We start from the raw sequence: 21,467 nt of genomic DNA, 5'->3' as shown, positions 1-21,467 counted from the left end.
GAGCGTGCCAAATATGTGGGACCGGTAGAAAAGACGCGAACGTACAAATCTATCTGAGAAGCATGTGTTCTTGGGCGTGTGTAGGCACGAGAAATTTGGATCCATCGTCGCTGCGAATTTGACGGCCGGCGCGGGGCAGGAATGCCACGTCTTGATGCAAGAAAGTCAACCACGGTAGCGTAACCCACCGGCGGTGGGCACACTTTGTGAAATGAATGAAGTCAACCGCGACGCTTCCACCGAGGAGTACATGTTCATGATCTCGAATCGATGGAAGGATCGTGTGAATGGATCGGCGTTCCGGGGCGGTTTGGCGATCTTATGGGTGCTGTTGCTAATCGATTCGCCCGTACTTTCACAGGCTTTGATGACCAGGACGGATCAGAATCCGATTCTGTCCGTCAATGACGCGCCGGCCTGGAGATCCGTGCATGTGGCCAACGCGGCAATCTTAACTCCGACCGAATCACCAGACGGTCGGTGGCGCATGTTCATCCGAGGTAGCGGTTACTTTCCCGAGGAGGGAGGAGATCCGGCCGATCACTACCATGATTCCATCGGCCTGCTGTATCAGGACCCTGCGACGTTTTCGCCTCGTGGCCCATGGAAGGAATTTCCTGGCAATCCAATACTGGTGCACGGTGAACGGACCGCATATGACGGAAAGCATTTGTTGGATTGCACCCCGGTTTGGGGGGCTGTCCCAGGTGGTCGAAACCTGTTGGTGATGTTCTACAAGGGCGTGTCCTACGATCACGGGGCCTGCTTGGCTGTTGCCTATTCCGCTGATTTGGGGAGGAGTTTCGAAAAGCTGTCGGGAAATCCGCTTCAGCGATTCATCGGCCCATGTGATGCAATTTTTCACGAGGGCCTGTTCTACGTGTTTTACGGAGACCTGAAGTATGACCCAGCGAAAGGAAAGCGAACCGACAAACTGAAGACCTACCTGGCGATTACGTCGGATCCGGCGAGGTTCGCGGAAACGCCTCGACAGTTGGTGCTTGATACCGGCCCGGAAGGCAGCTTTGACAGTCTGTCGGTGCATGGTGGTCGAGTCTTTCGAATCGCCGGTCGCTGGTACATGGTTTACCAATGCAGTCGCCGCCATATCGACTATCCTGATCGTTTTCACGTTGCCTGGTCAGATGATCTTGTCACGTGGACGAAAGTCACCAATCAACAGCCTTTTTTCCAGCGTGGTCCATCGGGCGCATGGGACGAAGGTGGCATCTGGTTTGGCGAAGTGTTTGAACACGACGGTATCCTGTACATGTATTACGAAGGTTGGGGCAGCGGGATGCCCGGATACGACCGCCGTCGGCCTTACCAACCCGGTGGAAGATCGCAAACCGGACTCGCAAGCGTCTCCGTCGATAAGTTTCTCCGGTGGTGCGGACAACCATAGATCTGTTTTATAGAAGTCAAGTTCGAATGAAACTGAAAACCAGCGTTTTCTTATGCTTAGCGGTGCTGATTGCGTCATCATCATCTGGCGAGAATCATGAGTCCGGTCGATTCAATCGTCCGCCACTGATCGAAAAGCCCTACGCGGAATTACCTTTGGGATCGGTCAAGCCCGGTGGATGGCTGAAGCACCAGCTTCAAACCATGGCCGACGGCTTGACCGGAAATTTGGATGAGGCCTATGAGGCTGTTTGCGGGGACCGGAACGCGTGGCTGGGTGGAGACGGTGATACCTGGGAACGCGGCCCCTACTGGATCGACGGTCTGTATCCGCTTGCCAAATTGTTGAATGACCCTGCATTGGAAGCCAAGGCCATGTGTTGGATCGAATGGACCTTGGCCAATCAACGGCCAAGCGGCCAGATTGGACCGTTCGAGCGGAAGCAAAGCGAACGAAAAGTCCCACCGCCAAAGGGGGCACAGATCACCGATCCCGATGACTGGTGGCCGCGGATGGTGATGCTGAAAATCTTACAGCAGCACTACATGGCCACCGGTGATCATCGTGCACTATTCTGCATGCTGCGCTACGCTCGATTCCAACACGCTGAGCTGAACGCACGACCGTTGTACGATCCTGAGAATGCGGAAAGCGGTTCTTGGTGGGCCGGGCGACGCGGTGGTGAAAATGTGATGAGCGTCTACTGGTTGTATAACGTTACCGGCGAACCGTTCTTGCTGGACCTGGCGGAACAGCTGAAACAACAAACCTATCCCTGGGTAGACGACTTCCGCTCGGGAATCAACCTGAAACGATACCGATACAGCGAGCATCATGGTGAAGGCGATGCGTATCACTGTGTGAATTTAGCGCATGCGCTGAAGTACCCGCTGGTGTTCGGTCAGCATGATGGCGTGCAACAGGCTCTCGCAGTCACGGTGAAGGCACTTAATGACATCCGAACGTATCACGGCCAACCCCATGGGCTCTGGGGCGGCGATGAAGGAATGCATGGCACCGACCCGACTCGTGGCAGTGAGTTTTGCACGATCTCCGAAGCATTGTTTTCATTAGAGAAAAACTTTGAAATCTCGGGCGACGTGCGTTTCGCGGATCTGCTGGAACGGATCGCCTACAATGCGTTGCCTACGCAGGCGACCGACGACTTTTCCGCTCGCCAGTACTTTCAGCAAGCGAATCAAATCTCGTGTACGCACAGTCCGCACAAGTTTACAAACCATCCCTACGAATCAAACTTGTTCGGCTTGACCAACGGCTACCCCTGCTGCACGTGCAACATGCATCAGGCGTGGCCCAAATTTGCCGCCCATTTGTGGATGGCTTCCAGCGATGGTGGTCTTGCCACGATGGCATATGCTCCGTGCCACGTGACGACCACGGTTGGCAACGGAACGGAGGTTTCGATCAGGGAGGAAACCGATTACCCCTTCCGCGATGTTGTCCGTTTTTCCTTGGAACTGAGCGAACCCACTCGCTTTCCGCTGCATTTACGAATACCGCAGTGGTGTGAACAGGCATCGATCGAGATCAATGGCCAGGCCGTACCACAGCCCGCGGCCGGATCCATGACAATATTGGATCGTGTGTGGGAATCTGAAGATCTGGTCACGCTGCGTCTGCCGATGCAGGTCCGATTTAAACGTGGCCATGAAAACTGCGTCAGCGTCCTACGTGGCCCGTTGGTGTTCGCATTGAAGATGGACGAGCAATGGACGTCGGCGGATGCGGGCCATGAGGTGCGCAGCGGTGCGGCCTGGAATTTTTCGTTGTTTGAAAATGACATTGTTTCCGGTCGCGACGTCATTGATCGAAAGTATGTTGTTACCGATGACGGTGCATCCTTGGCGGAAAACCCTTGGGCGTTAAGTTCCGCACCAATCAGCATGAAGGCTTTTGGCGTGCGGAACCCACTCTGGGGACGCTATCACGACGAAGCCGGACCGCTACCATGGAGTCCGGCGGCCTTCCCGAAGGGTGAAAAGCCACAACGATTGACTCTGGTTCCCTATGGATGCACCACGCTGCGAATTAGCGTGTTTCCGACGGTGAACTAGGGTCCTGTGCGAGAGCGGTTTTCCAATCCAATCCGGTTTCAGTCGTGATGGCCGATCGATCAAAACGAAAAGACGTAAGCGATGGACAGAAAATATATGATGCCTCTATCACCCATGGGGATCATCATTACGTTGATCGTCGTGCTGTCGACGATGGTGTCGCGTGTTCCCTTGCATGGAGACGATCCGCGACCCAACATCATCGTAGTGTTCATTGATGATCTCGGCTGGTCGGACTTGGGTTGTTTCGGAAACCGACAAGCGAACACGCCCGCGATTGACAGGTTGGCGAGTGAGGGGATCGCGTTCGAGCAGTTCTATGTGAATTCGCCCATCTGTTCGCCTTCACGTGTGGCGATCACGACGGGCCAATATCCTCAACGATGGCGTATCACATCCTATTTGGACGCGTCACAAGTCAATCGACGTCGCGGCTTGGCCAATTGGCTGGATCCTGGTGCACCGACGTTGGCTCGTGCATTGCAGCGGCAGGGGTACGCCACCGGCCATTTCGGGAAATGGCACATGGGAGGTCAACGGGATGTTGATGCCGCACCGCCGATCTCTCAGTACGGTTTTGATGTCTCGATTACCAATTTCGAGGGGATGGGGCCAAAGTTTCTCCCGTTGACGCTCGCGCCTGGTTGGGAGAAGCCGCGAAAGATCTGGCAAGACGCCGAGCGTTTGGGTGGACCGTATGAATGGTCGATGCGATCGCAAATCACTACCGATTTCATGTCGGCGGCGATTGATTTTATCAAGGCGTCCCGGGCCGCCGATCACCCATTCTATGTCAATCTGTGGCCTGACGATGTTCATGGTCCGTGGTTTCCGACATTGGAACATTGGCGTCAGGGAGTTCCAGGCTTGTACTTGTCAGTGCTACAGGAGATGGACACGCAGTTGCGTGTGTTGTTCGACCTGATCCGTGAAGATGATTACCTGCGTGAGAACACTTTCATCGTGCTTTGCAGCGACAACGGCCCGGATCCAAAGACGTTTGACCCGGCGACCAAACCACTTCGTGGTTGTAAAGCGACACTATACGAAAATGGCATTCGGTCGCCCTTGATTGTTTGGGGACCGGGCTTTGTATCACCTGAGAAGCAGGGCACGCGAGACGCGAGAACGGTTGTGGCGGCTTTCGATCTGGCTCCGTCGCTGTTGCGGCTGGCTGGAATTGATGCCTCAACGGAGGCCCCGTTTGATGGTGAAGACATGCTGGATGCATTGTTGGGCCATCGGTCGATTAAACGATCCGATCCACTTTGTTTTTCTCGACCGCCCGATTTCAAGAACTTCGGGAATGAAAAGAACCTTCCGGATCTGGCGATTCGCAAAGACAAGTGGAAACTCTTGTGCGACGATAACGGTGGGCGACCCCAGTTGTACGACCTTCATGCGGACCCTGGCGAAACTCGGAATGTCGTCGATCAGAATTCCGAACTTTCTCGAGTGCTGATCGATGAAGTGCTGAACTGGAAGGCATCCCTACAGCCGCCGGTCGTGACCAACGACCAGCCGACAAGATCCTCGGCAACGAACGAATAAATACCATATTTATGATTCCAATTAACTTGTGTCGCGATTGCTGGACATCTTTCACCCGCAACGCCCACGGGGCCGTGACCGAGAAACAACGCGACAAAGACCATGAATGAAGTTCGGACTTGGTGCAGGTGCCCCGCATCATGGGATCAGCTCATGCTACGAGTGCTATTGATGTTTTGGGTGTGCAGCGGGATCTGTGCAGCCGCGGATCGTCCCAACATTCTGTTGATCGTCGCCGATGATGTCGGGTACTCCGATCTGGGATGCTATGGAGGAGAGATCGACACACCGCATCTGGATCGGATGGCAGAGCAGGGGATTCGGTTCAGCGAATTTCATGTCAATCCGATGTGTGTGGTAACGCGCACCAGTCTGATGACGGGACACGAGCATTCTCAGTCGGACAGCTATCGGCGGTCATTGCCGATCGCACGGTTGATGCGTGATGCGGGCTATGCGACTTCGATCGTGGGGAAATGGCATCAACCGGGGCATCCCCTGGATGCGGGTTTTGAATTCTTCTACGGATTCCTTCACGGTGCCATCAACAGTTGGACGGGAAAGGAGAACGGCCATCCGGCGATCCAGACGAATCGTGACGACCCCAAGGCCGTCGCTGATGATTGGTACAGCACCGACGCGTTCACAGATCATGCCATCAGCCAAATCAACGCCGCGACGGAAGCCGGGCGTCCCTTTTTCACCTACTTGGCATTCAACGCACCGCACACCCCGCTGCATGCGCCACGCAAGAATGTGGAGAAGTATTATCAGCGTTATCGGGCCGGCTGGGACGTTCTGCGGTCAAGGCGATACCAGCGGCTGATGGATCTCGGGATGATCGATGATCGGTATGTGATGTCTGAACCCGAAGCGGAGGTCCGGCGTTGGGATGAATTGCCTCAGGCAATCCAGCGACAGGAAAGTCGAAGAATGGCTGCCTACGCGGGAATGCTTGACCGACTTGATTGGAACGTCGGGCGTGTCCTGAATCATCTTGATGAAATAGGGCTCAGCGAAAACACGCTGGTGGTGTTTCTGGCGGATAACGGCGGAGCATACAGCAACGGTGACATCCGAATGTACAGCAAACAGATTCCTTGGCAAAAAGAAAGTAACCCATTTGTTTCCAATGGTTGGGGATACCTTAAGAACACGCCATTTCGTTGGTACAAGTCGTGTGCGCAGGAAGGCGGCGTGTCGGTGCCTTTGATCGTCCGTTGGCCTTCACGACTTACGGCACAGGCGGGCGGCATACGGCGACAACGTTTGCATGTGACGGATCTGTATCCGACCTTTTTGGATCTTGCCGGTGTGAAGTATCCGGAGCACGATGGTGATCGAAAGCTTCAGCCGCTGTATGGACATTCCATGTTGTCACTTTGGAATGATCCGTCTTTGCCGAAACTGTCGATCCACGATGAGATCTTTTGGGGATTCAACCAAACCGGCAAAGGATTGTTGAAGGGAGACTGGAAAATCTCCAGCATCAGTGATGGGCCCTGGCGTCTGTACAATATTTCCCGGGATCCTGCCGAATCTCGCGATCTTGCAACGTCCAACCTCGCGAAGTTGCAAGAAATGAGCGATGCGTGGTTTCGGTTCGCCCGAGAGCAAACGACGATGCCCGCGTCATGGCGATCGCCATTGAATTCCTATCAAGAAGGTTGGGGGTTTCACCGGATTCGAATGGTCATGCCGGGCTATGTTCGCTCTGTACCCGCCATGTCGGCGATGAACGTCCCAACCACGACATCTTTGACGTTTCATTTTGACCGAAAGATCAGTTTCGGCAGAACCAGCGGAAACACCATTCGGTTGTATGAAGTCTCCGACGTCCATCGACCCGTTTGGGAATCCGACCCGCAGCCTGGTCATCCAGCCGAAGGCAAACGGTCGATCACCTTTTCAGATTTACCGGTGCTGAAACCGGACACCACCTACTTTGTGCTCGCGGATCCCGGATGGATTTGGCTTGGAGGCAAGCCGGCAGGACCGCTAAATGACGGTGCTTACTGGTATCGCTTCCGCACCGGACAACATTAGGGGCTCACGCAGGCGAACGATCCGCTGCTGCGATTGGGGTGTCGGTCGCCCGCGACGTCGCGATACGTCGTTAAGGGACCGTGTTGCCAATCGAATGAACACGCAGGTCGTCGAAGTGAACTTCGTGTGATGGATGGCTTCCCCATACGCCGATCCGAAGGTCCGGTTTTGTGGGGTGCTTCAGCCCAGCGCTTTTCAAATTTCCCGCAAGTTTGCCGTCGATCCAGACCTTCATTACGTCGGCAACAATTTCCAATCGAAGTTGATACCACCGGTCCTGCTGTAGTGACAGGGGAAACCTAGCCGTTGCGTCGGCCGATAAACGATCGCCTTCGGCTTTCTTTTCCGGGTCACCCGATTTTCGAAGCTTGCGAATATCCAAACGCATGACGCCTTCTTTATCGTCAAACAGGGTCAGTCGATTGGGTTGGACGGTGATTCTGGCGATGTGCCCCGCATGAACTTTTTGACAGGATCGATCATCACAACTTAGATTGAATGAACGTGCACCTTGAAAGTTGAACCTCAATTCAATACGCACGTTGCCGTTGGGCAGTTGGATCGGGCGATGCGCCGAGCCGCCATGATCGGGTTTGCGTTGTCGGCCTTTCAGCACGCCGTCTTCGATGCGAAAGTCCGGAATCATCGAACGCAGGTCCGGTCCAAGTTCGCGGCGCTCAAAGCTATCGACCCAGATCACCTTGGATTCGGCGGCATGGGTGTGGGGGACAAGCGTGACCATGGCAATCGACGTGAAAATGGTTGCGATATTGTTCAGCGGCGATGGACGGCCGTGGATGCTCGACGAATCACAGCGAATCAACTTCAGGGAATTCATGAACGAGGTTGGTGAGTAACGAGGGGCGGATCGGAACAGCAGCGTGGTTGCCCGGATTCGGAAGCACGTCGGCGTTGTTGCAAGAATCATAGGGTTGAGGCGGGCCAAATGTAGCTGAGCGCACACGCGGACGCTGGAGACGTCCGAGATCTGGGACGCAAAACGTTACCGGGGTGTCGCATTTCGCACTCGAACATCATCGGAGATCGGGTTCTGATATTCAGGGCGTTTGAAGGCAAGCGGGTCAATGTCAACGCACCGCTTGCTTCAATGGCGGCCCTTCACGCGGCGATCAGTGTATATCGAGACTTCATGTTCGTGACGCATCCTCTTTCGAAATGCAAATGCGTCGGACGGACTGGTCCAACCGTCAACGCCATGGTGATGATCTCTTGGTGGCCAAGGCGAATGCCCGCGTTGGTGTCTGGTGCCGTGGTGTGGTGCCTTTTGTTTGCAATGGCCGTTCGCGGCTGGACGGCTGGAACGTCCGCTGATTTTTTTGTCTCGCCAATCGGATCCGATGCTTGGTCGGGAACCATCGCGGAACCGAATGAGGAACGATCGGACGGCCCTTTCGCGACGTTGGCGCGTGCAAGAGATGCCGTGCGCGAACTGGACCAGCGGAACAAACGCGATGTCCTTGTCTTGGTTCGAGGTGGCGATTATCAGCTGGCGCAGACCATTGTCTTTGGCCTGGCGGATTCGGGTCAGGGGGAACACGCGATTACCTATGCGGCCTTTCCCAATGAAACGCCGGTCTTCCGTTCGGGTGCGGGGATCAGCGGATGGCGGCCGGTGCCGTCGTCGATGGCGGGCCTTCCCAAAGCCGCCGTGGGAAAGGTGCAAGTCGCGGACGTGGACGAGTCCTTTGCTACGCTCTTTGATTCCGACGGATTGTTGCCACGAGCACGATCCGAAGGGTTCATTCCACTTGCCGGAGGCAGTCGAAACGAGCTTAGGTATCCGGCCGGCCTGCTGAAGGAGTCAACCCGCACCGGCGATATCGAGATCGTGGTACGACCTCACCACGCCTGGATCTTGAACATATTGCCAGTGGAATCGATTGATCATCACGGGCGGGTTGCTCATACCGGTGTCGACGCCACCTACGCAATGAATCGCCTGCATTTTTTGAAGGAAACAGAATCTTGCTGGTTTGAAAACTCGCTTCAGTATCTGGATCGACCCGGCGAATGGGTATTGGATACCGAGCAGCGAAAGCTGTACCTGTGGCCACGTTCGGATTCACCTGTCTTCGCACCGCAGTTGGCGGAACTGATTCGTGTCGAAGGGAAAATTGATAAAGACGGCCCCACCGATCAACCGGTTCGGAATCTTTGTTTTCGCGGACTGACGTTCATGCACGCTCGTCGGTACACGGTTTCAGCCGACGATGCAGGGCTGCAGCATGACTGGGACATGCACGACAAAGCCACCGCAATGTTTCGGTTGCGTGGAACCCAGCAGTGCCGCATTGAACAATGCCACTTCAGGCACAGCGGTGGTGGTGCGATCCGCGTGGACCTGCACGGTCAGAAGAACACGCTGTCGGGTAACTTGATTGAAAACATCGGTGGTGCCGGCATTCTGTTGTGTGGCTATGGTCCAGGAACCAAGGACGTCAATCGCAATAACTTGGTGATTAACAATCACATCCATCATGTAGGACAGGTCTATTCCCACTCACCCGGAATCATGATCTGGCAAAGTGGCCACAATCGCATCGCCAATAATCTGGTGCATCACACCCCGTACACGGGGATCATTGTTTCAGGGTGCATGGCCCACTTTTTTGCGAAGCAGGGCCGAGAGCTTGGGCGGACAATTCGGTGGCATGAATTGGAAGGTTTGACGAGGTTGCCGCAGCGAAATGACGTGTTGCCATTTCTGCACACTCGAGACAATCGTATCGAATTTAATGAAATTCATCATGCGATGGAGATGCTCGGCGACGGGAATGCCATCTACATTCGCGGCGCCGGTTCCGGAAACGTTATCCGCGGAAACTACATTCATCACCTGGTGGCGCCGATGATCATGCAGGCGGCGATTCGAACCGATGGCGGGCAAACCGATACACTGATCACCGGGAACCTAATCTATAGGTGCACGTCGCAGGGGATCATCCTTAAATTAAATAATCGCTGTGTGAACAATATTGTTGCCGACGTGATCGCACCGCCACGCGGCTACTATCTGGCCGTGCGTGAAGGCCCGATGGTCGGCGCGGTGATTCAGCGGAATGTTTTCTACGCTTCGTCGGACGAATGCACGTTCATCGATGAATTGCCACCCGGAAATGGACGCACAACCGAAGATCGGCGGGGTCGAACTTTGGCGCGATCCAAGGACGCGCAGACTGATCGGAACATCTATTACTGTGCGGCGGATCCAACGCTGGGGCGTCAGATGCTGGAACAGCAACAGCGTGACAACGTCGACGCTCATAGTCTGGCCGTCGATCCGCTGTTCGTCGATCCTGACAATGGCGATTTCAGTTTTCGTCCCGAGTCGCCGGCGCACGCTTTGGGAATCGTACCCTTTGATCGATCAAAAGCTGGCCTGATCGACGGAGACCTGCCATGAAATTAAGTGACCTTTGGGTTTGCCCACCATTGCTTCGCATCAGTTTGGTGGGGCTATGCATCGGGCTGACGAGTTTACGATCGGGACATGCGGAAGAGGCCGGCGGAACGGTAGCAGGTGGCGCGGCTGTGCTATCGCAACGAGCGGTGAATTATCCCCAGTTCAGCTGGGATCGAATCCCGCGATACATGCACGTCCGAAAAGCGAGGTCATTCACGGATGACGAAATTCAGTATCTGTCCAAGTTTCCGCTGATCACCTTCGAAAAAGCCAACGGTCATCTGGATCATGGCTCCGTAGAAGCTGGGACGCTAGCCGCCGCTCGAGCGGTGAAGGCGATCAATCCCAAGGCGACGATCCTGTATTACCGCAACGTCATGGTGCACTACGGTGGATATGAAGCCGATGAACAATTGGGCGGGATCTCCGGTGCGTTTTTGCGGGGGCGAAGCGGTCACACCAAGCTTGTTCGCGGACGCGTCGAAGCATACGACCTGTCCAATGCGGAACTGCGATCATGGTGGGCGAATGCATGTCGTACCATGACGCAAAGTCCAGACATCGATGGCGTCTTTCTTGACGGCAACGTTAAAGCCATTGAACCGGCATACCTTGCCAAGGAAATCGGGCTAGCCAAAAAGCAACAAACCATCGAAGGCTATCACGAACTGATACGCGAAACGCGGAAAGCAATCGGTCCTGGGGAATTGATGCTCGCCAATCTTCTGCGAGCACGCTTTGAGGATGCGGGATTGGAGTATCTGGACTATTTCGACGGTTCGTACTTGGAGAACTTCTTTCATAACGTCGGTGATGCGGACTACGAGCAATACGTTGCCCGAGGAATCGATGCGTTTCAAACGGCGGCGAGGCAAGGAAAGATCATCGCATTCACATGCGGCCTTGCTTCGACAAATCGGAAGTCAGTCCGTTCGAATGACTTAGGAATCGATGAGGCTCACGCAAGTGTTGAAACGATGGATCAAGCGCGTCAGGGGTTGATGTATCCCTTGGCTGTCTTCCTGGTTTGTGCCGAACGATATAGCTACTTCCGAGTTCACGAAGGCTATTCGGCCAATGAAAGTGATCGATGGATGCGATGGTTTCCAGAATACGATCGTCCCTTGGGGCCGCCCGATGGCCCCGCATCGCGTGAAGGCAGTGTGTATCGGAGAAAGTTTCGGCATGCATCGGTGATGGTGGACATCAGAAATCGGACAGCCGACATCCGCTGGACGAACCCTTCAGGCGAACAATGAGACGACAATCATCAATATCCGTCACGGTGATCTTGTTGGCAATGATGTCTTGCATTGTCATTGCCCAAGAGCAGGGAGCGCCGCCAGATGACCAGTCGATTGCACGGGCAAGGCGACTGATGCGAAAAATCGACAAAGACCGAAACGGCACCTTCGAAAAAACGGAAAATGCTCGCACTTGGAAGCGGTATCAGCGTTTGGACGCTGACGGAGACGACTGCCTGACCGTTCAGGAACTGGGCAGCGACCGAACCGCCTACTTGCAGACCGGTGGCCGGCGCAGCTTGGATGTCGTTTACAAAACTGTTGGGAATCGAGATCTGTTATTGGATCTGTACTATCCCACCGAAATGAGTCCTAGCGATCGTTGTCCCGTGATCGTCTATACCCATGGCGGCGGATGGGCCGCCGGAAGCAAGCAAGGTGCCGCCCGAGGATCTTTCGCGAGGGTGTTTCTGGATCTTGTGGGGCACGGATTTGCCGTCGCATCCGTGGACTATCGGTTATGCAAGCCCGATAGTGGTGTCGCAATGCGCGACTGTGTCATCGACTGCAAGGATGCCGTTCGCTATCTAGCAAAACATTCCGATTCGCTCGGTTTGGATGCGGGAAAGTTTTTTGTGATGGGCGATTCTGCTGGAGGCCAGATCGCACAGATGCTGTTACTTTCCCCATCAGAAAGTCTTGCCGGCGATCCGGAACTCGCGTCAACACCATTCCAATTGGTCGCGGGAGTTTCCTGGTACGGGCCGTGCGATTTTGAGCGAATGGATTTGTTCAATCATGATGACCGACCAGACTTTCGGGATCGATTTGAGCCTCGCATTTTGGGGACCAGCGGTGGTACCGATGCAGCGGAAGCGAAACGCGAACTATTAGAAAATAAATTGCAGCGGTACCGTGAAATCAGTCCGGTGAACTATTTGGCGGGTGACAGTCCTCCGTTGTTGATGATTCAGGGGGACAAAGACACAACCATTCCCGTGAAGCATGCCTACTACATGAAAGAGCGTGCGGAGGCTGTCTCCGCGTCAGTGCAAATAATGATCGTTCGGAATGCTGGTCACAATTGGCGAATGGTTGATGCGGAGATTGATCCGTCTCGAGAAGCAATTGAGGATCGTACCGTCCAGTTTTTCGTAGATCATCGTTGACAATGCTTTCTCACTACAGTTTTTCAGTCCTTGTGGTACCACATCCCAACAAGATCCGATGAAATGTAAAATTTTGCCCAGTGTGGCATTGGCGACGCTGTTGTTTGCTTCGGTCGCGGAGGGGGACGAATGGGCGATTGAAACCGCCGATGACTGGGCAACCAATGTCGAAACGGTATCAGGAGCCACTTTCACTGATGGCGCCGTTTTGCCCACCGGGCAATCGGCTAGCATCAGCACCATCGTCTACACCTCGGACCAGAAACTGTCGGCCCGGTCGCTTCGCATTGAACAGTCGCCGATTTGGCAAAACTGGAATCCGATTGAAAACCTTGGCCCTACCAACCTTGCCGACGCTCCCGTTCTGTTGACATTGGGACCGAATGACTACTGGATGTTTGGTCGCTACCGCGCTACCAAACCGAAACGAAAAAAGGGGCAAAGCAGAATAGCGCCACAACCTTTTGATCCTCAACCGGCGACCTTAGTAGGGTTTGATGTGCCCTTGTTGACGACGCCCTTTCCAAATCAGTATGACGCGCCGGGAGGCCTGCAACCTGGAAGGGGTGGGTATCACGCTTGGCAAAGTCGCGACATGAAAAACTGGGTGCACCATGGTCCGGTCACCGAGGGCTTTTCCAAGTGGGTGACCAGCGCCGAATGGGTCGACGGAAAAGCCTACATCTATTACGACTTTCCGAACGATCAGGATCCACATGTCTATGTCGACGACGATCTGTTCGATGGAATGCCGGGCAAGAATATGGGGCTTGCCGTGAAGGATCCGTCACACGGAAGTGACGCCGGTTTCATCCGAGACCTGGAAGGCAAGATGCATGTCATTATTGAGGACTGGACCCCCATTAGTGCCAATAAGCGCTCCTGGGATTCGCCACTGGCGGGCCACGCGGTCAGTCCGAATGGTATCAATGATTTCCGCTTTTTGGATCCACCGGTGGATCATCGTACCAATCCAACCGGGAAGATTGGAACATACAAGCATCCTCATTGGATGAAGGAAGACCCAGAGAACTATCCGACCAATGTGGCGGAATACGAAATTCACCATCCCGAACAGGAGGCTTATGGTGATTGGGCGGCGATTTGCATTGGTGGCCAGTACTATTTGTTTGGCGACTACGATCCGGTCGGCGGTCATCAGATGAGCGTGGGCTGGTTCACTGCACCCTCGATCAATGAGCCCTTCACGTGGTGCGGAAACATTGGAAACGGCCACCCCGATCCGGATATCGCTTTCGCGGAGGGGCAGTTTTATCTTGCTACCCAACAGAATACGGATTTCGTTAGTCCTGGTCCCTGGGTTGAAACGGTGGAAGCTCGTGTTGGTGTTGATACCGACAATGATCGGGCGATCGATCAATGGACCGATTGGAACGAAGTGAAGGAGCATTACGATTACATCCCGGGCTTTTCAAAGCAGATTAACAGAACGCCTGCCACAATGGATGCATCTGAACTGCCAGCAGGTTTCGGGTTCCGGGTCCAACTGCGTCTAACGGACTCCACGGATAATCCATCAAAGCCGATCATTGATCGGATGACTTTGGTATTCGCAAACTGAGGGACGTGATGGCGCCTCGAATGATCGTGATCGTCTTTCTGCTGCTGGCCAATCTAGGCATGCCGGCCCGCGAGTGTCTCTCAATGGATCCGCCGAACGTTATACTCGTCATGACGGATGACCAAGGGTATGGCGATCTGTCATGCCATGGCAATCCGATTCTTCAAACGCCGAATCTCAATAAGCTGCATCGCGAATCGATTCGTTTCACGGATTTCCACGTCAGTCCCTTTTGCACGCCGACGCGTGCATCGCTGATGACTGGCAACTATGCGGGGTACACCGGCGCGTTTCGAACCAGTTCGGGACGCACGATGATGCACCGGGATCAGAAGACGCTCGGTGACTTGTTTTCAAGTGCCGGCTATGCCACAGCGATGATTGGTAAATGGCATCTTGGCGACAACGCGCCGCATCGCCCGCAGGACCGCGGTTTTCAGCATGTGGTGTGGCACCGGTGTGGTGGCGTGGGGCAAGCGTCGGACTATTGGGGCAACGACTATTTCGATGATGTCTACGAACGCAACGGTAACTTTGAAAAGTTCGACGGCTATTGCACGGATGTTTGGTTCAAAGAAGGGCTTCGCTTCATCGGAGAAAACCGAAGCAAACGGTTTTTTCTCTATCTTGCAACGAATGCACCGCATGGACCCTATCGTGTGGACCAGAAGTGGGCGAAACCCTATGCGAGACGAACAGACGTTGCCAATGCGAATTTCTACGGAATGATCGCCAACATTGATCACAATATGGGGCGACTGCGAGACCGGCTTGTGGAGCTCGGTTTGAATGAGAATACGATCCTGATCTTTATGACCGACAACGGAACGGCCGCGGGTGGGAGTTTTCGCGGATTGGATTCGGAGCCAAGTCGGGGATACAACGCCGGGATGCGAGGCAAGAAGTCATCGCTTTACGACGGTGGCCATCGTGTCCCATTTTTTATGCATTGGCCGAAAGGGGGTCTGGTCGGAGGAAGGGATATCGACACTTTGGCCGCGCACCTTGATGTGCTGCCCACGCTGGCGGATCTGTGCGGGATTCCAATACCCGACGATATTCGGCCCGATGGGACCTCGCTGGTTCCATTATTGCGGGGCCCTGTCGAACCATGGCCGCGTGACCACCTGGTGGAACAGTTTCTCGGTGGAGCGTATGCGAAGGAATTTCCGCCTCAGCCATTTCACTTTAGCGTTGTGATGACGGAGCGCTGGCGGTTGGTGAATTCCGGCGGTGAACGCCTCTTTGACATACAGGCGGATCCTGCGCAGCGAACGGATCTGGCAAAGATGTACCCTGACATCGTCGCAAAACTGCGAACGAAGTATCAAAAGTATTGGGATACGATATCGCCCCGGTTGACGCCGGTTAGGATTGACATCGGAAGTGATGCTGAGAATCCGACGGTACTTTGTTCCCAGGATTGGCGAATGGCCAGCGGAAACCCGCCCTGGAATTTCAATGCAATCAAGCGATTGCCCAAGGTCACCGGGCCATGGATGCTGAGGGTGAAGAAGGCCGGGCGTTATCGGATCACGCTTCGGCAATTTCCGAAACAGGCGAACAAGCCTGTCGTGGGTAAACTCGCGAGGATTGAAATTGCGGGCATGGTCAAGGAGTTGCCCGTAACGCCGGATCGCTTGAAAGTCGTTTTTGAGCTGGATCTTCCGGCCGGTCCCACAGAATTGACAACCTATCTGTTCGATGAAAACGGTGAAGCCGGCGGTGCCTACTTCACCGAGGTAAAGGCGCTTTGAAGATGACGAACAAGTCGGCGATTTTGGCGGTTTTTGTGCTTCTGGGGAGCTACGGTGCCGGTGGAGGCATTTGTGGTGAGCCAACCGCGCGGCCCAATGTGGTCTTTATCTTTGCAGATGATATGGGCTATGGCGAAGTCGAAGCACTGAACCCGGAACGCAGTAAGATCCCGACGCCCGCTTTGAATCAATTGGCGGCAGAGGGAAAAGTCTTTACCGATGCGCATACCAGTTCATCGGTGTGCTCGCCATCGCGGTATTCCTTGCTGACCGGACGATACAGTTGGCGATCGCGTTTGCAGCGTGGCGTGTTGACCGGTGGCGGACAGCCACTGATCGCAGATGATCGTGTTACCCTTGCGTCCTTGTTTCGCCAAGAAGGATATCAAACCGCCATCTTCGGAAAATGGCATCTGGAATATCACTATCAAGTTCCTGAGGACCTGAAGAACGTCAAACCCAATCAAGCCGAAAGTCGATACGCTGCTCCGGTTCCCATCGGCACGCACATTCCTGACGGTCCTATCACACGCGGGTTCGATACATTTCTTGGCTTTCATCATTCAAGGTCGATGAGCAGTCTGGTTCGTGACGACCGGATCATCGAAGAGATTGATGTCGTCGAGATGTTGCCGAGATTAACCGAAGAGGTCGTGCGTTACATCGACACGCACGCATCGGAGTCTGAATCCGGAAAGCCGTTCTTTTTGTACCTTCCTCTAAATTCGCCGCACTCACCGATTGTGCCCGCCGCAGAATGGGAAGGCAAAGGCGGCATGGGGCCATACAGCGATTTTGTTGCGCAGACGGACGGTGCGGTGGCGGAAGTCTTAAAGGCTTTGGAACGCAATAATTTAAGCGACGATACGATCGTCATTTTTAGCACAGACAATGGGACTTCGCGAATCGCAAAGATTCCGGATCTGCAGGCCAAAGGGCACTTTCCTAGCGCCGATTTTCGGGGTTCGAAAGCTGATTTATGGGACGGCGGACACCGCGTGCCGTTCATCGTTCGATGGCCCGGAGTCATCAAACCGGAATCAACGTCAGATCAATTGGTTTGTTTGACGGACATCATGGCCACCTTTGCCGAATACTTCTCCGTAAGTCTTGCCGACGACGTGGCAGAAGACAGCATCAGTTTTCTGCATGCAATGTTAGATCGTCCGGGCAAGAACGCGCGTACATCGGTGGTGCATCATTCGATTGCGGGACACTTTTCGATTCGGCAGGATGGCTGGAAGTTGCTGCTCGCACCTGGTTCGGGTGGTTGGACCGCTCCGGTAGGAGCGACCGCCATCAAAGCCGGTCTTCCGGAGATGCAACTCTATCACATTAGCGAGGATGTCGGCGAACGCCAAAATGTGATCAATCAGTATCCGGATAAGGCAAAAGAGCTTCTGACGCTACTTCAGTCCTACGTCGCGAAAGGCCGCAGCACTCCAGGCCAGCCGCAGTCCAATGACGTGGAAATTGATGTTTGGAAAAAGACAAATTGGCAACCCAAACCCAGAAAGAATGGGAAGTCTGAATTGGTTGTCCCGGTCGCGGCGAAGGAAGATGTTGCTGCGAAGGGGCAGACCAGGCTTCCGTACGATGGGTCCTGGGAATCGCTACAAGAAATGCCTGTTCCAAAGTGGTTCGATGATGGGAAGGTTGGGATCTTTATCCACTGGGGACCCTACAGTGAAATCGGATATCGCAAAGGAAGTCGGGGCTATGCTGAACATGTTCCGAAGTTGCTGTACGAGGACCCAGGGCATTATTACCCTTACATGCAAGAACGATGGGGGGCAAAACCTCCGCAGTTTGGATACAAGGACATTGTCCCAGATTTCAAAGCGGAAAAGTGGGACCCGGACCAATGGGCCCAGCTCTTTCAAGAAGTCGGCGCAAAATACGTCGTCTTCACTGCAGAGCATCATGACGGATGGGCAAACTGGGATTCGGATCTAACGCCCTGGAATGCTGTCAAAATGGGGCCGAAGCGAGATTTGGTTGGTGATCTTGGCGAAGCGTTGCGTCAACGTGGTTTGAAATATGCCCCCTCTTATCATCGTGAGCGACACACTGGGTTCTTTGCAAAGGAAAAGTACGTGGTCCACAGCCAGCCGCGTGAGGATATTGCCGAAGAAATTCGTCGGATGCCCCAAGCCGCGTCTTTATACGGTCCGTTTTCCTACAGCAAGGCGTTTGTGGACGACTACGTCGCAAGGTGGAAGGAGATCCAAGAAAAGTATCACCCAGATATGTTGTGGGTTGATGACTTTCCGATCTACACGCGTGATGGGAACCAAGTTCGTAGCGGGAGGATGAAGCCAGAAATAAAGTACTTCGACGATCAAGTACGTCGCATGATTACTGACTTCATGAATGACGCTGCGGAGCGTGGGCAGCAAGTGTATTGCAACAACAAGGGCGGTAATCCGAATTGGCCTGCCGGCGTAGGTTGTCTGGAGAAGGACAATTTGAAGCTAAAGGTGATCGGACCGAAATGGCAAAGCTGCACGACGTTCGGTTCTTCCTTTGGATATTTGGAAGGGGATCGTTATCGAACCATTGAAAGCGTGATTCATGAACTGGTCGAGGTGATCAGCCGGAACGGAAACTTTTTGATCAATATCGGACCGAAGGGCGATGGGACGCTTGTTCCCGAACAGGTCGAGCGTCTTCGAGCGATGGGGCAGTGGCTAAAGATCAATGGAGATGCAATCTATGGTTCGCGATACTGGAAAGTCAGTGATCAAGAAGACGAACGTCTGGTTTTCACGACGAAGGGGAAGAGTCTTTACGCCATCAAGATGGAGGAACCGTCGGAACCATTCACGATTTTGGGGACCGCAGGATGGAAGTCCGATGAAGTCCGGTCGGTGCGTTTACTTGGTGCCGATGCGAGGGTGTCGTGGAGCATGACGCGCCAGGGGTTGAGAATCGTTCCGCCAGATGATCCTGGGATCAGTCGGTACGCATGGGCGTTTGAAGTCGTCACCCTCCGCAACCAGCATGTCCCCAACGTCATTCAAAACGACGCGGATGAAGCGTTGAAGGGGACAAGAAGAGTGGATCTGGAAGGCCATGATCTTTCGGAGGTTCAAAATCTTCCGGGGACATCGGTCGAAATTGAGACTGCGAATCGTGCGGACGGCTTTCAAAAACTCGTCCCAAAGACCTGTGATGCGAAAATCACAACGAATCACATCACGAGCAACGATCCGGTGGATTCACTGACAGATGGGAAGCTGGAGGAAGGGTTTGGCCCCGTTTTCAAGAACGGAGTGCGCAACGGGGCGTACAAGTTGGATCTTGGGGCCGTGCAATCGATTTCGTCGATTACGAGCTGGTCGCACAACCAACGTGGCTTTCGTGGGCATCAACGTATCGCACTGTTTGGCAGTGACGCCTCGACCGATCCGGGTTGGGATCTCCGTCAATATGTCCCGCTAGGGAAGATCGATACGACAGACCAAGCCATCGGAAAGTTCACAGCCGCGTCACTGCGTGCGTCTGACGAAACGACGCTCGGAAAGTTCCGATGGATCGTTTGGGCGGTCGCACCGATCACGACGTCTGGCGGAGGGGAAAACACTGCTTTTCAGGAACTGTCCGTTGAGTTTGAATGACGTGCTGCAAAACCGGTCCGATGAACTGACCGGTTGAGTTTCGCTAGCCTCTTATAACGATCGAAACATGATTCGAAATCTCTTTCTTTTTAGTTGTGTATTCAGTCTTGGGATCTTGGCGGATTCAGCCGCGGCCCAGGAGATTGAGCCGAACTGGGAATCGCTGGCAGAGCACTACGAGGTTCCGGAGTGGTTTGTCGACGGGAAAATCGGCGTTTGGTTCCATTGGGGAATTTCATCGGCCGCCGACGAAAATCGTCCCAATGATGGATCGCACTACGGGCGTCGCATGTATTCGCCGCCGCCTGAAGGAATGGCCGACGAAGAGATGGGCATGAGCGAAACTCTGACCAAATGGCACATTGAGCGATACGGGCCGTTGGAGGAGTTTGGCTACGAAGATCTCATCCCGTTGTTTAAGGCAGAGAATTGGGATCCCGATTCGATCGTGAAGTTCGTCAAAGAAAACGGTGCCAAGTTCATCATGCCCGTTGCCTGTCACCACGACAACTTCGACATGTACGATTCCTCGCATCCATGGAATGCGGTCAAAATGGGGCCGCGACGAGATACTTTGAAGGAGTGGAAGGCGGCGGCACGGAAGCATGGACTGAAATTCGGCGTGTCGACGCATCTGTACTGGTCACCACGCTTCTTCGCGAATGCCAGAAAGTACCAAACGCCTGGGACCGCGGAATGGGCTTTGTTCAACATGGATTACGACCCGCAGGGCTATGCGACCCAGGATAGCTGGAATCAGCATTGGTATGACCGGTGTTGGGAGATTATCGAAAAGTATGATCCGGACATGTTCAATAACGATTCGCCCTATCCGAAGATCGATGGGGGCAACGGATTAGGCATCCAGTTGTTCACAAACTATTTGAATCGTGATCGACGACAAAACGGCGGAAAACAGACCGTCGTGCTCTCCTTTAAAGACGCAAAGGTGGATCGGTCGGCATTCACGTACAACCTGGAACGTGGTGGTGCAGGGGAAATCAAACCGGAACCATGGATTTGGGCGACCGATCTTTCAGGTGGGTGGTTCTACCGGGCGACCGCTGTCAATCGGATGAGTGTCCCCGTCATGGTCGGAAATTCGGTGGACGCGATCAGTAAGAATGGCGTGGTGATGTTGAACATCGCGTTGAAGGGTGATGGCACCATCCCGGAGAGCCAAGCAGAGTATCTGACCGCATTCGGCGATTTTCTAAAAATCAATGGTCAAGGGATTTACGGCACACGACCCTGGAAGGTCTTCGGTGAGGGACCACTGAAGATCAAGGATGGGCGTCAGGGAGAGAATCGACGGGAGTTTTCCCAGCAAGATATTCGCTTCACCACGAAAGACGGAAATTTGTATGCATTTGTGCTGGCACGTCCGACAAAAGATGTTTTGATCAAAACGCTTGCTAGTGACGGTCTGCTGGATCGGTCCATCACTGAAGTACGGATGCTGGGAAGCGATGAAGTCATTCGGTGGAAGCGTTCGACCGACGGACTGACAATTCGTTTGCCCAATGAGATTCCGGATTCCATGGTGGTTGGATTCGCCCTAAGTCTCAATTGACGGTGCGAGTGGCGGTGGTTT

General features: G+C 54.1%; 12 protein-coding genes. 11 read left to right on the top strand and 1 reads right to left on the bottom strand.

Annotation, left to right across the window (positions count from 1 at the left end):
• Positions 1 to 211: 211 nt before the first annotated feature.
• From HFP54_RS07435 to HFP54_RS07420, 4 genes are all read left to right on the top strand, one after another.
• On the top strand, positions 212 to 1,405 hold the full coding sequence (locus HFP54_RS07435) for a glycoside hydrolase family protein (RefSeq protein ID WP_168564595.1): 1,194 nt from the start codon (positions 212 to 214) through the stop codon (positions 1,403 to 1,405).
• 26 nt (positions 1,406 to 1,431) lie between these two features.
• Entirely contained in the window at positions 1,432 to 3,480 is a 2,049-nt protein-coding gene (locus HFP54_RS07430) for a beta-L-arabinofuranosidase domain-containing protein (protein ID WP_168564594.1), read from the top strand.
• Between the two features lie 96 nt (positions 3,481 to 3,576).
• Positions 3,577 to 5,031 carry a sulfatase-like hydrolase/transferase gene (locus HFP54_RS07425; protein ID WP_235951332.1) on the top strand — a complete coding sequence of 485 codons (1,455 nt, stop codon included), beginning with the start codon at positions 3,577 to 3,579 and terminating at the stop codon, positions 5,029 to 5,031.
• A 153-nt stretch (positions 5,032 to 5,184) separates the two neighbouring features.
• A complete protein-coding gene (locus tag HFP54_RS07420) occupies positions 5,185 to 7,077 on the top strand; it encodes a sulfatase-like hydrolase/transferase (protein WP_168564593.1) in 1,893 nt (630 codons plus the stop codon).
• 70 nt (positions 7,078 to 7,147) lie between these two features.
• Here HFP54_RS07420 and HFP54_RS07415 read toward each other — a convergent pair whose 3' ends face one another.
• Positions 7,148 to 7,915 (bottom strand): hypothetical protein, encoded by a 768-nt coding sequence (locus tag HFP54_RS07415; protein ID WP_168564592.1) that lies wholly within the window; start codon positions 7,913 to 7,915, stop codon positions 7,148 to 7,150.
• A gap of 456 nt (positions 7,916 to 8,371) precedes the next feature.
• Here HFP54_RS07415 and HFP54_RS07410 point away from each other — a divergent pair, with 456 nt between their 5' ends.
• From HFP54_RS07410 to HFP54_RS07380, 7 genes are all read left to right on the top strand, one after another.
• A complete protein-coding gene (locus tag HFP54_RS07410; protein WP_390656878.1) occupies positions 8,372 to 10,501 on the top strand; it encodes a right-handed parallel beta-helix repeat-containing protein in 2,130 nt (709 codons plus the stop codon).
• Entirely contained in the window at positions 10,498 to 11,760 is a 1,263-nt protein-coding gene (locus HFP54_RS07405; RefSeq protein ID WP_168564590.1) for a putative glycoside hydrolase, read from the top strand. Before HFP54_RS07410 ends, HFP54_RS07405 begins: the two co-directional genes overlap by 4 nt.
• Positions 11,761 to 11,801: 41 nt before the next feature.
• Positions 11,802 to 12,914 carry an alpha/beta hydrolase fold domain-containing protein gene (locus HFP54_RS07400; protein WP_206036104.1) on the top strand — a complete coding sequence of 371 codons (1,113 nt, stop codon included), beginning with the start codon at positions 11,802 to 11,804 and terminating at the stop codon, positions 12,912 to 12,914.
• A gap of 58 nt (positions 12,915 to 12,972) precedes the next feature.
• On the top strand, positions 12,973 to 14,496 hold the full coding sequence (locus tag HFP54_RS07395; RefSeq protein WP_168564588.1) for a hypothetical protein: 1,524 nt from the start codon (positions 12,973 to 12,975) through the stop codon (positions 14,494 to 14,496).
• Between the two features lie 8 nt (positions 14,497 to 14,504).
• A complete protein-coding gene (locus tag HFP54_RS07390; RefSeq protein WP_235951326.1) occupies positions 14,505 to 16,253 on the top strand; it encodes an arylsulfatase in 1,749 nt (582 codons plus the stop codon).
• Between the two features lie 2 nt (positions 16,254 to 16,255).
• Positions 16,256 to 19,873 carry an alpha-L-fucosidase gene (locus HFP54_RS25500; RefSeq protein ID WP_235951442.1) on the top strand — a complete coding sequence of 1,206 codons (3,618 nt, stop codon included), beginning with the start codon at positions 16,256 to 16,258 and terminating at the stop codon, positions 19,871 to 19,873.
• 67 nt (positions 19,874 to 19,940) lie between these two features.
• A complete protein-coding gene (locus tag HFP54_RS07380) occupies positions 19,941 to 21,446 on the top strand; it encodes an alpha-L-fucosidase (protein ID WP_168564587.1) in 1,506 nt (501 codons plus the stop codon).
• The last annotated feature ends 21 nt before the right edge of the window (positions 21,447 to 21,467 follow it).

Source organism: Crateriforma spongiae (assembly GCF_012290005.1).
GTDB classification, from domain to species: Bacteria; Planctomycetota; Planctomycetia; order Pirellulales; family Pirellulaceae; genus Crateriforma; species Crateriforma spongiae.
This window is presented reverse-complemented; position numbering and strand designations above follow the sequence as displayed.